Raw genomic sequence first — 13923 nt, forward strand, 5'->3', positions numbered from 1 at the left:
ACAAAGCGTAGGTAGTGAGTTTATTCCTACATTGTTGAAGATTACGCAAGATAAGGCAACATTCGCCAAACACTTAACAACTCAAAAAGAACATGCTAATGAAGTAAATAAACATTATTTTAATCAACAGATATTTAACTATTAAAAATCATATAGTATTTAGTATTCTGTTGCAAAGTCATAAATAGTATAGAGCAATAGACTAGATTTATACTACTTAAAGTAGACACGATTATTGTGTCTGCTTTTTCTCTTGCATAGATTGAATGTAAGCACTATAATTTAATAAGATCACAAAAGAGGTGGAACATTGAGTTTTTACGAATTTATTCAAATTTATTCAGATGATGACACACCTTTAGGAAACTTAGCTAGTTTTGTTAATCAAGAGGCAAATTTTCCAAAAGATGAAAAATCATATGATATAATTTTGAAATATTTTTGTGAATGCCGTATAGAGAATTGTAAAATTGAATATGTGAAAAGAGCACTTTCTATATATGTTGAACATTTTAATTCCTAAAGGTTCCACATCTTGAATGAGAGGCCGCCCCTTTTTAAGTGGTGGCTTATTGTATTTTGTTAATGGTTGTATCTACATATAATCAATTAGATATTTTATTGAATTTTAATAACATTTAAGCTTAAGTTTCTTATGTAATTATCTGTACACCTAAGAAAACGTGCTACATAACAACGAATGTAACCATCAGAATCGAAAGTTTTAATAGAGAGGAAATTGATGATGGTCGGTAAAAATATGTACTATAAACCTGTTGAAACTTCTAAAATTTGAGTAATCGCCAATGCAATGACTTTGTAAAATATATATTCTATATTAATATAATTTGATGCTGTATGTTTGAAATTATTATATTGAGTATTATCTCACTATCCTGCTTACAATATTTAACTAGGAGGTGTATACATGTCAGACGAAAGTAAATTGGAACAAACCAAAGGGAACCTCAAAGAAACATTTGGTAATGCTTTTGATTATGAAGAATTAGAGAAGGAAGGCAAAAGAGAAAAGTCTTCTAGCAAACTAAAAGAAGTTGCTGAAAATTCAAAAGATAAAGTAAATGCTTTTATTGATAACCTGAAAAAATAAAATATTTATGGCACTTGTCATAGCTAGAGTGGTTATCTTGAAAATTGTCTCTATAATAAATTGAGCTGAAGAGAGAATAATCGGTTCTGTTGCAAAGTAAAAAATATAGCTAGTAACTAATTTATCATGTCAGTGTTCGCTTAAATTGCTAGCATGATGCTAATTTAGTGGCATGGCGAAAATCCGTAGATCTGAAGAGATCTGCGGTTCTTTTTATATAGAACGTAAATACATTCAATACCTTTTAAAGTATTCTTTGGCGTATTGATACTTTGATACCTTTTCTTTCTTACTTTAATATGACGGTGATCTTGCTCAATGAAGTTATTCAGATATTTCGATGTACAATGACAGTCAGGTTTAAGTTTAAAAGCTTTAATTACTTTAGCCATTGCTACCTTCGTTGAAGGTGCCTGATCTGTAATTACCTTTTGAGGTTTACCAAATTGTTTAATGAGACGTTTGATAAACGCATATGCTGAATGATTATCTCGTTGCTTACGCAACCCAAATATCTAATGTATGTCCCTTTGCATCAATGGCACGATATAAATAGCTCCATTTTCCTTTTATTTCGATGTACGTCTCATCAATACGCCATTTGTAATAAGCTTTTTTATGCTTTTTCTTCCAAATTTGATATAAAATTGGGGCATATTCTTGAACCCAACGGTAGACCGTTGAATGATGAACGTTTACACCACGTTCCCTTAATATTTCAGATATCTTACGATAACTCAATACATATCTTAGATAGTAGCCAACGGCTACAGTGATAACATCCTTGTTAAATTGTTTATATCTGAAATAGTTCATACAGAAGACTCCTTTTTGTTAAAATTATACTATAAATTTAACTTTGCAACAGAACCCTGAATTTTAATAATGCCCCTTTTTATTATTATAAGGAGAACAGGTTGATTATATTCTAGTTATAACAGTTATAATCTTTCGTATTAGGCCTTTTACCATGTCTCCAGTATCTTACACAACATTTCACTGATACTAACATTATAATACTCACCCAAAATATTGAATTACTTTATTTACCTTCATTGGAGGTAACTGATCTATATATATATCATCTAAAATATCTATTTTTTCATAACTAAATGCTTAATGTATGGATCTCTGAATCAATAACTCGATACAAATAACACTCTTCTTCCTTTGTTTTTAATATAAAACTAACTTTCTTACAGAACAACATGATTCAACTGATCAGAAATCATCTGTAACTCAATTATTAGAAATGATATAATACAAAGGTCGTCGTTTACTTCTGTGCTGTATTTAGCATGGAAGGAGGTGAAATCATGTTCAGTACACTATTTGTAACTATTATAGCTCCTATCGTAGTAGGAGTTATACTCACATTATTTTGCCATTGGCTAAATAATCGTGAGAAATAATTTAGCGACGGCATATAGCTAATACACCAAAAGAGCCCGATAACTATTCACAGTAGTTATCGGGCTCGGTGTTTATCATGATAGTACACTATTTGTTGATTTCAGTATATCACCAAATGTATGGGAATGCAAAGTTGAAATTGTGAAATATAAAAGGAATGCGGGGTGAAAATGAGTGTTGTTACAAGCGGAAACGAAGAAGCAGTTATTGCTATTTTGAAATTTGCACATCTAAATTACTCAGAAGACTTAAAAAAGCGAGCTATACTTTAATGATTTTCAAAGATTTCATGAATTTGAACACAATGAAATAGAAGATAATCTAAAAGGAGTTATTTCAAACAAATTAGGAAATAAGCGAGCCGAATGATGAAGTAGAGTTGAAAGTATCGCAATTTAAATGTGTGATTAGGGTGTATATTAATTGTGGAGTGAAAATAAATGATTATAAGCTATGCAAGAGTACCTTCAATAGATAAAAATTTGGCAAGACAACTGGATAATTTAAAGACATTCGGTGTAGAGAAAATTTTTACAGAGAATCAATCAGGAAAATCAGTGAAAAATAGACCTGTATTTCAAGAAGCTCTTAATTTTGTAAGAATGGGAGATCGATTCGTTGTAGAGTGAATAGATCGTTTAGGACGTAACTATGATGAGATGATTATTTAAACTGTGAATTATTTAAAAGAAAAGATGTTCAGTTAATGATTACAAGCTTACCTATGATGAATGAAGTTATTAGTAATCCATTATTAGATAAGTTTATGAAAGATTTAATCATTCAAATTTTAGCCATGGTTTCAGAACAGGAAAGAAATGAAAGTAAACGTCGACAAGCTCAAGGAATTAAAGGTTGCGAAAGAGGTTAATATCACAAGACAGACAGTTTATAGAATAAAAAATAATAAGGGATTATGATATTAATATTGATAAATTGGTTTTCAATGCAAATGAGAGGATCTCACAGCGTCTCAAATTCCATAACATATTATTGAATTGAGATTTTAATAATTATAAAAAGAAAAAGAGTACGAGTTCGCAGTTTTCTATATAGTAATTGTTTTACTAATAAGGTGTTTTAAAATATTTACACTCATAAATGTCAAATGCTTTTTACATTTATGAGGTGTTATAATGAATTTAATTCCTTTTATTATTATTTTAATTTTTTCTTGTTTATGGACAGCTATAACTAACAAATATTTACCTTCAGAAACATTAGATAAACAAGGGCAGCAAGATCGATACGATGAAAGACAACGTAAAATGTTTATTGAAATACTTGCTAAAAGTTTTATTTGGATTGTATATTGTATGTTATTTATATTAGTGCTTAAATTTGCAGGTTTGTCACTAAGTATTGAAGGATCTTGGTTTTCTCAATATCCAGAAATTTTCTTTATAATTGTAGCACTATTTCTTATGCTGTTTAATTACTATACTACAAATAAAAAATATACATCTAAAGGTTAAATTAATAAAAAATAGAAGTAGAGAATATAGAAAACAAAAAGGAATTTCTCAAGAAACTTTAAGTAAAGAATTAAATGTGTCTAGACAAACTATTAATGCTATAGAGAACAATAAATATGATCCTACATTGATATTAGCATTTAAGTTGGCAAAATTGTTTGATACAACTGTTGATGAACTATTTTCTTAACCATTTATTTATCACAAAAAGAGAGTGCGAATTTGAACTTGACCCCCGTCAAGTAGACAGATAAAAAACAGAAATGTATTTTGGCTATCTTTATATCTATGATATGAGGGTAGCCATTTTTAATGTAATACGGTCTTTATTAAAAAACTCTATATATGAATCAATCGTTTCGATTGCTAAAGACTTATTATCGAATATATCATGCTTTTTTCCTCTAAATAACTCACTTTTTATAGTTCCACATACACCTTCCATAGGTCCATTATCTATACAGCGTCCAGGTCTTGACATGCTTTGTTTGGTTCTGTTGCAAAGTTAAATTTATAGTATGATTTTAGCAAAATGGAATCTTCCGTATGAACTATTTCAGATATAAACAATTTAACAAGGATGTTATCACTGTAGCCGTTGGCTACTATCTAAGATATGTATTGAGTTATCGTGAGATATCTGAAATATTAAGAGAACGTGGTGTAAACGTTCATCATTCAACGGTCTACCGTTGGGTTCAAGAATATGCCCCAAATTTATATCAAATTTGGAAGAAAAAGCATAAAAAAGCTTATTACAAATGGCGTATTGATGAGACGTACATCGAAATAAAAGGAAAATGGAGCTATTTATATCATGCCATTGATGCAAAGGGACATACATTAGATATTTGGGTTGCGTAAGCAACGAGATAATCATTCAGCATATGCGTTTATCAAACGTCTCATTAAACAATTTGGTAAACCTCAAAAGTAATTAAAGCTTTTAAACTTAAACCTGACTGTCATTGTACATCGAAATATCTGAATAACCTCATTGAACAAGATCACCGTCGTATTAAAGTAAGAAAGACAAGGTATTAAAGTATCAATACGGCAAAGAATACTTTAAAAGGTATTGAATGTATTTACGTTCTATATAAAAAGAACCAAAGGTCTCTTCAGATCTACGGATTTTCGCCATGCCACAAAATTAGCATCATGCTAGCAATTTAAGAGAACACTGACATGATAAATTAGTTACTAGCTATATTTTTTACTTTGCAACAGAACCATTTATATCCTCTTGAATCAATTTGGAAATTAATATCATTTAAATTCACTCCTTTTATCAATTATAATTAAAAAAGAATGTTATTACTATATAGCGACAAGACAAGCAAAAACATTGATTTTTCAACGATGCAAAAAACTTTTGGCAACAAACAATAATTAATGCAAAAAGCATTCTATAGATAAATCTTCTTAAATTAACTAAATTTAAAACAAGGAAGCGATAAAAATGGAGCTTAGTAAACAAATACAAAAATATAGAAAAGAACAAGAATTATCTCAAGAAGATTTGGCAGAAAAAATTCATGTAACAAGACATACAATATCTAATTGGGAAAGAAATAAAAACGTTCCAGACTTAAAGAGTTTAATTTTACTAAGTCAAATTTTTAACACTTCTTTAGACAATTTAGTTAAAGGAGATGTCGAATCTATGAAAAATCAAGTAAATAATAATCTTTTTAATAATTGGACTTGGATTATGGGAATAACTAGCATTTTAACTGCAATATCAGTAGGACCTTCTCTACACTTTTTAGGCAACTATGGTTATATCATAGTCATATTACTAGCTATAATTACAGTTTACAGTGCGATCAAAGTCAATAAATACAAAGAACAAAATAAACTATTTACTTATAAACAAATTTTAGATTATATGAATGGAAAACCCGTTAAAAAAATAAATAAAGATAAAACAAAACACAAAATAATCAATGCTATTATCAGCATTCTATACATCGGTGTATTCATAACAATATTTGTTATTAGTCTTAACTGGTTTAAATAATTATTGCTTTATTCCAATTATTTTATTGAAGTTGAGTCTCAGAATCCTTAACAATACCAAAACTTGTCGAATGGTTGGCTTAATAGCTCACGCTATACCGACATTCGTCTGCAAGTTTAGTTAAGGTTCTTTTCAACTTCAATAAAGTTTCTCGGCATAAATGCGTCATCAAACTAATAAAAGAATTGCATGCTGATCATAATCAAAGTTAATAAACAAGCAATCAACATAACATTTTGAGCTTTAGCTGTTCCTTTGTTTCCAAATTTATATTCTTTAATTACAAATAACCAAGAAAGAATTACTAAAATTCCTAAAATGCCCCCAATAATTTTCATTTTAAAAACTCCTTTTTTCCAAACTTTATCACAATAGCTATCACTTTACAGATCTATTTTCATTGTTATAATCTAGTTACATCCCGTAAGGGAGCACCTATGCGTTCTAAAAAGTATGCATGCAAAAACAAAATCGACTAAGGTCGATTTTTTATCTTAGTTTTAAGTAATCAGTGTTGAAGCCCAGATATAAAAATTAATACTGCATCGAAATTTAACTAGGGGTTTATGCCTAAAAACCTACACAAGCTTTTAAAACGCAAATATGAGCCAAATAAATATATTCTAAATCCCCAAACAAAAAATTTGAGCAAAACCAGTGTCGAATTTTTTAGACACTGTCCAGTTCCATGCAAATTAAAAAATCAACATGAAAATTTGGCAACCATACCGGTTGAACGCTATAGTTCCCACAGGGGGCAAAAATACATATAAAATGCTAGCTTAAAAGCTAACGTTTCTGTCTTTGTTTTATCTTCGTCATCGTCTACATTTAAGTTTTTATGTTTTTGTTTAAGCAAACCACCATAACCCAACATACGTTTTCGATATAAACTTTTTTCTAAATCATTTACGATTTCTTGATTTTTTCGTCATCATCAGTTAAAAAATCAGATGGCTTAACCGAATATTTCGATGTTTCTTTGATTGCCGTAAGATTATTTAAATTATTGATTAAAGATATTATGTTGTTTCATGTTTTGACGTCGCATATAAAGTGCTTGAGTTTCTTCTAGTTCAGCTTTAATGGATTGCATTAAATAACCTTGCATTGTTTCCACGGTTTCATTTTTTTGTAGCAGCATTGCTTTAAAACGTTTCAATACACTTACAATTTCAAACTCCACATCTTCTAAACGGTAATAGGTATCATGTACATTATTAAATGATTTTTTTCTTTGAGTAATACACTTTTAATAATCCGAATTTCTCTAATTTCAAATTTACGTAAATAGTCTTGAAGTTGTTGTGGCAATTCTTCGAGTACTTGGAACTTAAGTGCATCATTATTAAATTCAGTTTGTTGATGATTTGTATGATCCGAATGATTATTGTTTATTGAATTGTTATATGTATCATTCATATCATGCGTACCATTATTCTCAGTCTCTATATAATCAGTACTAGGTTCTGTTGCAAAGTTAAATTTATAGTATAATTTTAACTTTGCAACAGAACCGGTAAGAAGATATTACTTGTAGCAGGACATGGTAAAGGTGCGTACTCAAATGACCCAGGCGCAGTTGCTAACGGCTATAATGAACATGACTTCAATCGCAAAATATTATTCCTAGAGTTAAAAAATATCTTGAAAGTGTGGGACACACTGTGCTCTTATACGGTGGGAACTCTATGAACCAAGATCTATACCAAGATACAAGATATGGTCAACAAGTCAGGAACTATGCAGACTATGGTTTATATTGGGTGAAGAAAAATGTAAAACCTGATGTGATTGTAGAGTTTCATTTGGACGCAGCAAGTGGTGGGCATGTCATCATAAGTGATAAATAACCTGCTGACGATATAGACAAGGCGCTCTCTATTATATTAGGTAAAACAGTTGGTAAAATCAGAGGTGTGACACCCAGAAACGATTTACTTAACTCTAACGTGACAGGTCAACTCAACTTAAATTACCGATTAATTGAATTAGGATTTATCACAAGTAAAAAAGACGTGGATTATATCACTAAAAACTTAGATAGTTTTACAAAACGATTAGCAGAGGCGATTAACGGTAGACAAATTAATGCGCCTAAAAGTAAACCCGCACAAGCCAAGACAATATGGAACTGGGGCGGTACGTTTTACCCAAATACAACAATTAAAGTGAGAAAATCACCAGGTATTAATGGAACTATCGTAGAGTCAGGTTCATGGTTATATGGTAAAGATGATTGGATTAAATTTGATCAAGTAATTAAAAAAGACGGTTATTGGTGAATACGTTTTAAATACCAAGCACCAGGTTCAACTCAAAATGATTTTTATTGTGCAGTATGTAAAATCACAGATAAACAACAAAAAATAAAAAAAAGAGAAGTACTAGGGAAGTATTAAGTGGAAATAAATATTGTAAAATATAATGACTTTTGTTAAAATATTTTTCAGATTGAATTATTCAATTTAATCACCTGTTTTTTTCGTGATAATCTACCCAGATTACATTGATTTATCAGTAAGGGCGAGCTAGTCAAGGGGCTTGCCCTTTCATTTTTATTAAAATAAATATTGAAAAACGAAATATTATTTGTTACATTTTATATAGGGTGTATTACATCTTATTGTTATTATTTCTTTATAAGCAACAGTAATATCAATCTACAGTCAAGGGTAAGTACTTATGTACTTGCCCTATTTTTTATATATGGAAAGTTTAAAATACTGTACAAAAAGCATTGTTTATAATATATAATGTAATTAAAGGAGGGATTCCGATGGAAAATATAAGAAAGCGAACAAATGATTTTCGTAATGAATATAAAGAATTTAGTTTTAAAAATATTTTAGATGATTTGGAAAAGTCTATTGAATCATTTGGTATTAAAGTTCTATATAGCGATATGAGTACATTTGATTTTCCTGATTCGATCAGTGGTTATAGTCGGATTAATGAAATAGGAGTTCCGGAAATAGTTGTAAATGTCAATCACTCGAGTGGTAGAAGGCGATTTACTATGGCTCATGAATTAGGGCATATAGTTTTACATTGGGGTTGGCCGATGTATAAACCTAACAAAGAATATAGTATCTTATATAGAAATGAATACGATAATGCAAATACCCAATTGGAGAATGAAGCAAATGAATTTTCGGCACAATTATTAGCTCCTTTAGATGTATTAGAAAAAGTAATTCCAAAAGATATTTTTGATTACTCTAATTCGGAAATTGATAATTTATCTTATAAAGTAGCAAATGCTTTCAAAATCTCAAAACCTTTTGCATGGAAACAGTTGAATAAACTTAAGCAATTAAAGAGTGAGACTAGTCAATGAATAAAACAGATGTAGATTCTGCAACTTTTCAAAAATTACAAAATAAAATGAGCCAATCAGAAGTTGATAAGATTGATATAGATGCTCAAACTGCACATGATGATATTAAAGATTTCTATGATTATAAAAAGCATTTAAGAAAATCAGCCAAAAAACAAATTGATTTTAAAGATAATATTAGATGGATTTCGTTGATTATTTTTGGCTTAATTACTGCATTATTATCAATTAATTTGTTCATAATGTTATATATGCAAGGCCTTAAATATAAAGTAGGTCCGTTACCAATAAGTGTCCCACATTATGATACAAAATTAATTATTTTCTTTGCGTCTGCCACATTTGTAAATATATTTGGAATTATTGGATTCCTGTTAAGATATATATTTACCCCAACTAAAGATATTTTAAAGCACAATGAGGATTTATCTAAACAAAAAATGTAAAATTAATTCTATAGTCACTATTTACTAACACTAACCAACTGGTGGGTGTTTTATTTATATTTTAGATGGGGAATATATCCTTGTGGTAATTCCACGCCTTCCATTAAAAGTTATATATTAAGTGCAGCCGTTAATTCGGCTGTTTTTTATGTTTAAGACTTATTGAATTGGGTATAATCTATTTGTCCTGCTTACAATAATAAAAACGGAGGTGTTTAACATGGCAGATGAAGGCAAATTCGAACAAGCTAAAGGTAATTTGAAAGAGACAGCTGGCAATGCTTTTGGTAATGAAGAATTGGAAAAAGAAGGTAAACAAGATAAAGCTTCTGGTAAAGTAAAAGCAGCTGCTGAAAATGCAAAAGACAAAGTTAATGATTTTGTTGATAAATTCAAGAAATAAGAATTATATACTTAATGTACTTGTTATAAAAAGAGTAAGTTAAAGAGCTTGCTCTTTTTTATTTACATATACGAATACGCAAAAGCCCACCTAAATGAATAATATGCTCCCTTCAAAGTAGACACTTAAAAAAGTAAAACTTTGGAGGGAGTTTTTATTGTTTCTAAAAATAAATTTTCAGCTGAAACATATGTTAGAATCTTCAATCTCTATGATGAAGGGGTGAGCTTCCAAACCATTTTGTCTCAACTCAACATTAATATGGGCGTGAGAGACATAAAAGAAAAGTATCATATGTATAAAGCGAATGGTATCGAAGCATTAATTCCTCAAAAGCGTAATAACCGTTATAGTGAAGCATTTAAATCACAAATTATTTTTGAATATTTTAATCAAAGGCTGTCTTCCAGACAGTTAGCATACAAATATAATGTACGTCCAAGTAGAACTGTTAGAGATTGGATAAATAAGCACATCGAGGGTAAGGAAAATAGAAGTTATTCTATTAAATCTGAGGTGCCTATAATGAAATCTAGGAAAACAACGCTCGAAGAGCGTATCGAAATTGTGAAATTTGTAACGGATAAAGATAGAAGTTATCGAGAAGCTTCTGCAGCATTTCAAGTTTCTTATAATTAAGTTTATAGTTGGGTCCAAAAATATAAAAAATATGGCAAAGATGCCTTAAATGATTACAGAGGTAAAAAGAAACCGAACACACTAATGTCTAATGATGAAAAACAATTAGCCCATACAAAAGCCTCAGAAGCACAAATACGCTATTTAGAAATGGAAAATGGAATATTAAAAAAGCAAGAAATAGAAGAAAGGAAGTTGATAAACAAGGAATCAAGCAAAGATCATCATGTGAAGTAATTAAATCGTTACAACATAAATATTCCATAAAGCTATTATGTCAAAAAGTCAATATATCGCGTTCTAGTTATTATAAATGGCTGCATCGTTCGCCTACCACAAGAGATATCGCCAATAGCGTGCTTAAAAATGACATCGCAAATATTTATAAAAAATATGATGACATCTACGGGTATAGACATATCTATATATATATTCGACTACGTATGAAAATGTTAGTCAATCATAAACGTGTTTATAGGCTAATGAAATCATTGGGGTTGAAATCTATGATTCGATGAAAAAGAAAGCGTTATGTTTCGTGCATACCGCAAGTTAAGGCACAAAACCTTTTGAATCGCGAATTTAATGAAAGTAAAGCAAATAAAAAGTGGCTAACAGATATAACAGAATTCAAATTAAAAACTGGAAATAAAGTGTATTTAAGTGCCCTATATGATTTGGGTTCTAATAAAATCATCTCTCATGAGGTAAGTCCATCTAATAATAATGAACTTGTATTTAATACATTTAATAAGGCGATTAAAAAGAATAATACCAAAGGTATTATTCTGCACAGTGATAGAGGATATCAATATACTTCTAGACAATTCAAAAACATGTTAGAGCAAAGAGAGATGATTCAAAGTATGTCGCGTCCCGGACGTTATATAGATAAAGGTCTGTATGGGAAACTATAAAAAGTGAGTTGTTTAAGGGAAATAAAAACTTTAAGTTTGAAAGCTTTGATATAGCAAGACGAGCGCTTAATAATTACATTGAATTTTTTAATAAAGACCGTATTACGTTAAAAATGGCTACCCTCATATCGTAGATATGAAAATAGCCAAAATATATTTTTGTTTTTAAGTGTCTACTTGACGGGGTGCCATTCAGAATAGGTGGGTGTTTTTATTATTTGGGTCCCTAAAAATTAGTTTTATATGGTGTGTTATTAATAGGTAAAATAAAAAGAACTGCAGATCTCTTCAGATCTACGGATTTTCGCCATGCCACTAAATTAGCATCATGCTAGCAATTTAAGCGAACACTGACATGATAAATTAGTGGTTAGCTATATTTTTTACTTTGCAACAGAACCTTATCATTTAATATGAGTTTAGAATTAAAATAGTTTTTGGATCAAATGAAAATTCTTACCAGTATACAGGTAAATTATTTAAATATGGTAGTAATAATCTATAAACATATATTGCTAAAATTATTTCATAAATTGAAAGAGTTATAATTTATATGAGGAATGTTGCTTTAAACATATTACTTTAAAATAGTTTACAGAAAGAAAAATTTGAGATTTTAACTGATAGCCTAGGACTAAAACTTCAGTAATACACATTAATATGTTTATATTAATGTGATAAGAGGAATAACTAATTGTGGGAAGCCCACAAATTTTCTCAATTGATTACAGCAGCCGTTAATTTGGCTGCTTTTAGTATTCTTACTCTTACTAAGGAATTATGGTAATAAAATAATTTTGCCAAATAGAATTTTTATGTTATATTGCAATTACATGCAAAAATAAATAAAATAATAATATTATTATCTATTGCAATCACTCAAGCATGTCCCTGAGTGATTATTTAATTCAAAAACTAAGGATATAACCATTTTATATAACAAAGTATTTAATTTTTTTGCTTCTTAGTTCATGCGCAATATGATAATAATTTTGTATAATTGCATATCTATTAATATAGAGAGAAAAATTTACATACTTAGGAATAATAACCAAATATCAATGTAAATTATAGACAAAACTATTGAAACCTATTAAAATTAATTATATGTACTTGTCATAATATGTAAGAGAAACCCATACACTAAATCAATGATGGTTAGTGTATGGGGTTTCTCTTACATATTGCCATTTAAAATATTTACAGGGTAATTAATATTTTAAAATACGAATTAATACAGTCAATAGTTTTTGCGCCTAACGGCTTTTAATTAATTCATTGCCATCTTTTTTTAAATACTGTCTAAATTCTGCCTCCTTCTTTTTATGCTCTGCTTCCTCAGCTTCCGTCATTACCGGTTCACTTCTCTCTGCCTCACCTTCTAATAACCATTTTGGTGTACACTCTCGACTTTTTAAGCCGTGCTGCTTTTGATTGCCATTACGATTACCTCACTTTTTCGTATGCACTCGCTGCTCCGGCTCAAATACAAATTCTATATAGGCCATCTTTCCCCCCTTTTGTTGCTTTCACTTTATTGATATGTAAATTTGGAAACAAATGTCCCAATTCATTGATAATCGGCTTTAACACTCGCTTATTTATATCATTCATTTGATACGATTGAGGAATATCTAAACGTGCTCTAAAATCTTCAATTTTAAAATTCAAAAAGCCTGTATGTTTATATTGCTTTAATAAACGAAACATATTCTTAGAATAGCTCAATTTCAATGAAACAATCTCTTCCAACTCAAATTTTGTAAAGTCTGCTGTAATTGAATTCAAAATATGTATTAAACGCGGACTCGTTGATATTTCTAAATATTTTTCTGATTTATGTATTTTATAATGATTAAACAACACAAAGCGTTTATTATTTCGTTGATTATGATTATACTTACTTAAATTCTTCCAATCATTAAAAGTTAAGTGTAACGTTGAAGATTGTTACTCTTTCAGTTTATTACACATCCCAAAAAAGAGATCTAGCTCAACACTAGTAAAATTACGAAAAGGAACCAAATTCATTTCTATATATCACTTTTTCTCTACCCATGTTTAAACACTTCTGATATAAAAATACTAATGTGATTTAATAAGGTTAAAATAGATCTATTTCAATAGTCTATATAGTAAAAAAACATCTTTCATTT

Annotated in this window: 16 protein-coding genes and 7 pseudogenes; 17 read left to right on the top strand and 6 right to left on the bottom strand. The window is 29.6% G+C overall.

What is annotated here, in order from left to right:
* Window positions 1-310 precede the first annotated feature (310 nt).
* Window positions 311-523, top strand: a complete 213-nt coding sequence (locus SH09_RS12295; protein ID WP_042739950.1) for a YozE family protein — start codon at window positions 311-313, stop codon at window positions 521-523.
* A 405-nt stretch (window positions 524-928) separates the two neighbouring features.
* Complete coding sequence (locus SH09_RS12300) at window positions 929-1111, top strand: CsbD family protein (RefSeq protein ID WP_042739951.1); 183 nt, start codon at window positions 929-931, stop codon at window positions 1109-1111.
* A gap of 164 nt (window positions 1112-1275) precedes the next feature.
* Here the strand turns inward: SH09_RS12300 and SH09_RS16115 are convergent.
* A protein-coding gene (locus SH09_RS16115; RefSeq protein WP_119199086.1) for an IS6 family transposase occupies window positions 1276-1927 on the bottom strand; the annotation gives its coding sequence in 2 pieces (ribosomal slippage) (window positions 1276-1617 and window positions 1619-1927; 651 coding nt in all).
* A 500-nt stretch (window positions 1928-2427) separates the two neighbouring features.
* Here SH09_RS16115 and SH09_RS16120 point away from each other — a divergent pair.
* The 4 genes and pseudogenes from SH09_RS16120 (at window position 2428) to SH09_RS16125 (ending at window position 4189) form a co-directional block, all read left to right on the top strand.
* Window positions 2428-2523, top strand: a complete 96-nt coding sequence (locus tag SH09_RS16120) for a type I toxin-antitoxin system Fst family toxin (protein WP_082039233.1) — start codon at window positions 2428-2430, stop codon at window positions 2521-2523.
* A gap of 441 nt (window positions 2524-2964) precedes the next feature.
* A pseudogene (locus tag SH09_RS12315) lies at window positions 2965-3444 on the top strand (recombinase family protein).
* 216 nt (window positions 3445-3660) lie between these two features.
* Window positions 3661-3999 (top strand): hypothetical protein, encoded by a 339-nt coding sequence (locus SH09_RS12320; protein ID WP_042739954.1) that lies wholly within the window; start codon window positions 3661-3663, stop codon window positions 3997-3999.
* A gap of 4 nt (window positions 4000-4003) precedes the next feature.
* Window positions 4004-4189 carry a helix-turn-helix transcriptional regulator gene (locus SH09_RS16125; protein WP_082039234.1) on the top strand — a complete coding sequence of 62 codons (186 nt, stop codon included), beginning with the start codon at window positions 4004-4006 and terminating at the stop codon, window positions 4187-4189.
* A 96-nt stretch (window positions 4190-4285) separates the two neighbouring features.
* On the opposite strand, the pseudogene SH09_RS16440 reads toward SH09_RS16125, so the two are convergent.
* Window positions 4286-4486, bottom strand: a pseudogene (locus SH09_RS16440) (IS3 family transposase); the annotation flags it as partial.
* A gap of 59 nt (window positions 4487-4545) precedes the next feature.
* On the opposite strand from SH09_RS16440, the pseudogene SH09_RS12325 reads away from it, so the two are divergent.
* Together SH09_RS12325 and SH09_RS12330 are read left to right on the top strand one after the other, a co-directional pair.
* Window positions 4546-5175, top strand: a pseudogene (locus tag SH09_RS12325) (IS6 family transposase).
* A 286-nt stretch (window positions 5176-5461) separates the two neighbouring features.
* On the top strand, window positions 5462-6022 hold the full coding sequence (locus SH09_RS12330) for a helix-turn-helix transcriptional regulator (protein ID WP_042739955.1): 561 nt from the start codon (window positions 5462-5464) through the stop codon (window positions 6020-6022).
* A gap of 173 nt (window positions 6023-6195) precedes the next feature.
* On the opposite strand, the gene SH09_RS16895 is transcribed toward SH09_RS12330, so the two are convergent.
* The 3 genes and pseudogenes from SH09_RS16895 to SH09_RS12335 form a co-directional block, all read right to left on the bottom strand.
* Window positions 6196-6360, bottom strand: a complete 165-nt coding sequence (locus SH09_RS16895; protein WP_162846340.1) for a hypothetical protein — start codon at window positions 6358-6360, stop codon at window positions 6196-6198.
* Between the two features lie 473 nt (window positions 6361-6833).
* Window positions 6834-7012: pseudogene (locus tag SH09_RS17060) on the bottom strand (protein rep); the annotation flags it as partial.
* Window positions 7013-7028: 16 nt separating this feature from the next.
* Window positions 7029-7486 (bottom strand): annotated as a pseudogene (locus SH09_RS12335) (replication initiator protein A); the annotation flags it as partial.
* A 54-nt stretch (window positions 7487-7540) separates the two neighbouring features.
* On the opposite strand from SH09_RS12335, the pseudogene SH09_RS12340 reads away from it, so the two are divergent.
* The 9 genes and pseudogenes from SH09_RS12340 to SH09_RS17490 all read left to right on the top strand — a co-directional run.
* Window positions 7541-8434 (top strand): annotated as a pseudogene (locus SH09_RS12340) (N-acetylmuramoyl-L-alanine amidase); the annotation flags it as partial.
* Between the two features lie 367 nt (window positions 8435-8801).
* Window positions 8802-9362, top strand: a complete 561-nt coding sequence (locus SH09_RS12345; RefSeq protein WP_042739956.1) for an ImmA/IrrE family metallo-endopeptidase — start codon at window positions 8802-8804, stop codon at window positions 9360-9362.
* Window positions 9359-9808 carry a hypothetical protein gene (locus SH09_RS12350; protein ID WP_042739957.1) on the top strand — a complete coding sequence of 150 codons (450 nt, stop codon included), beginning with the start codon at window positions 9359-9361 and terminating at the stop codon, window positions 9806-9808. Before SH09_RS12345 ends, SH09_RS12350 begins: the two co-directional genes overlap by 4 nt.
* 220 nt (window positions 9809-10028) lie before the next feature.
* Window positions 10029-10211: a CsbD family protein gene (locus SH09_RS12355; RefSeq protein WP_042739958.1), complete on the top strand. Its 183-nt coding sequence runs from the start codon at window positions 10029-10031 to the stop codon at window positions 10209-10211.
* A 141-nt stretch (window positions 10212-10352) separates the two neighbouring features.
* Window positions 10353-10850, top strand: a complete 498-nt coding sequence (locus tag SH09_RS12360; protein ID WP_082039235.1) for a hypothetical protein — start codon at window positions 10353-10355, stop codon at window positions 10848-10850.
* 84 nt (window positions 10851-10934) lie between these two features.
* Window positions 10935-11087 (top strand): hypothetical protein, encoded by a 153-nt coding sequence (locus tag SH09_RS16615; RefSeq protein ID WP_158001730.1) that lies wholly within the window; start codon window positions 10935-10937, stop codon window positions 11085-11087.
* Between the two features lie 119 nt (window positions 11088-11206).
* Window positions 11207-11368 (top strand): IS3 family transposase, encoded by a 162-nt coding sequence (locus SH09_RS17485; RefSeq protein WP_158001731.1) that lies wholly within the window; start codon window positions 11207-11209, stop codon window positions 11366-11368.
* Window positions 11369-11419: 51 nt separating this feature from the next.
* The gene (locus SH09_RS16140) at window positions 11420-11767 is read left to right on the top strand and encodes a DDE-type integrase/transposase/recombinase (RefSeq protein WP_158001732.1); all 348 of its coding nucleotides are present in this window, start codon (window positions 11420-11422) and stop codon (window positions 11765-11767) included.
* Window positions 11768-11775: 8 nt separating this feature from the next.
* Window positions 11776-11901, top strand: a complete 126-nt coding sequence (locus SH09_RS17490) for an IS3 family transposase (protein ID WP_158001733.1) — start codon at window positions 11776-11778, stop codon at window positions 11899-11901.
* 1122 nt (window positions 11902-13023) lie between these two features.
* On the opposite strand, the pseudogene SH09_RS12370 reads toward SH09_RS17490, so the two are convergent.
* Window positions 13024-13798, bottom strand: a pseudogene (locus SH09_RS12370) (replication initiation protein).
* Between the last annotated feature and the right edge of the window lie 125 nt (window positions 13799-13923).

It is taken from the genome of Staphylococcus gallinarum (assembly GCF_000875895.1).
Classification (GTDB): Bacteria; Bacillota; Bacilli; order Staphylococcales; family Staphylococcaceae; genus Staphylococcus; species Staphylococcus gallinarum.

Bases quoted from the DNA above. Each gene is read 5' to 3' on its own strand.
- SH09_RS12300 (WP_042739951.1), top strand. From the start codon at position 929: ATGTCAGACGAAAGTAAATTGGAACAAACCAAAGGGAACCTCAAAGAA.
- SH09_RS16120 (WP_082039233.1), top strand. From the start codon at position 2,428: ATGTTCAGTACACTATTTGTAACTATTATAGCTCCTATCGTAGTAGGA.
- SH09_RS12320 (WP_042739954.1), top strand. From the start codon at position 3,661: ATGAATTTAATTCCTTTTATTATTATTTTAATTTTTTCTTGTTTATGG.
- SH09_RS12330 (WP_042739955.1), top strand. From the start codon at position 5,462: ATGGAGCTTAGTAAACAAATACAAAAATATAGAAAAGAACAAGAATTA.
- SH09_RS16895 (WP_162846340.1), bottom strand. From the start codon at position 6,360: ATGAAAATTATTGGGGGCATTTTAGGAATTTTAGTAATTCTTTCTTGG.
- SH09_RS12345 (WP_042739956.1), top strand. From the start codon at position 8,802: ATGGAAAATATAAGAAAGCGAACAAATGATTTTCGTAATGAATATAAA.
- SH09_RS12350 (WP_042739957.1), top strand. From the start codon at position 9,359: ATGAATAAAACAGATGTAGATTCTGCAACTTTTCAAAAATTACAAAAT.
- SH09_RS12355 (WP_042739958.1), top strand. From the start codon at position 10,029: ATGGCAGATGAAGGCAAATTCGAACAAGCTAAAGGTAATTTGAAAGAG.
- SH09_RS16615 (WP_158001730.1), top strand. From the start codon at position 10,935: ATGTCTAATGATGAAAAACAATTAGCCCATACAAAAGCCTCAGAAGCA.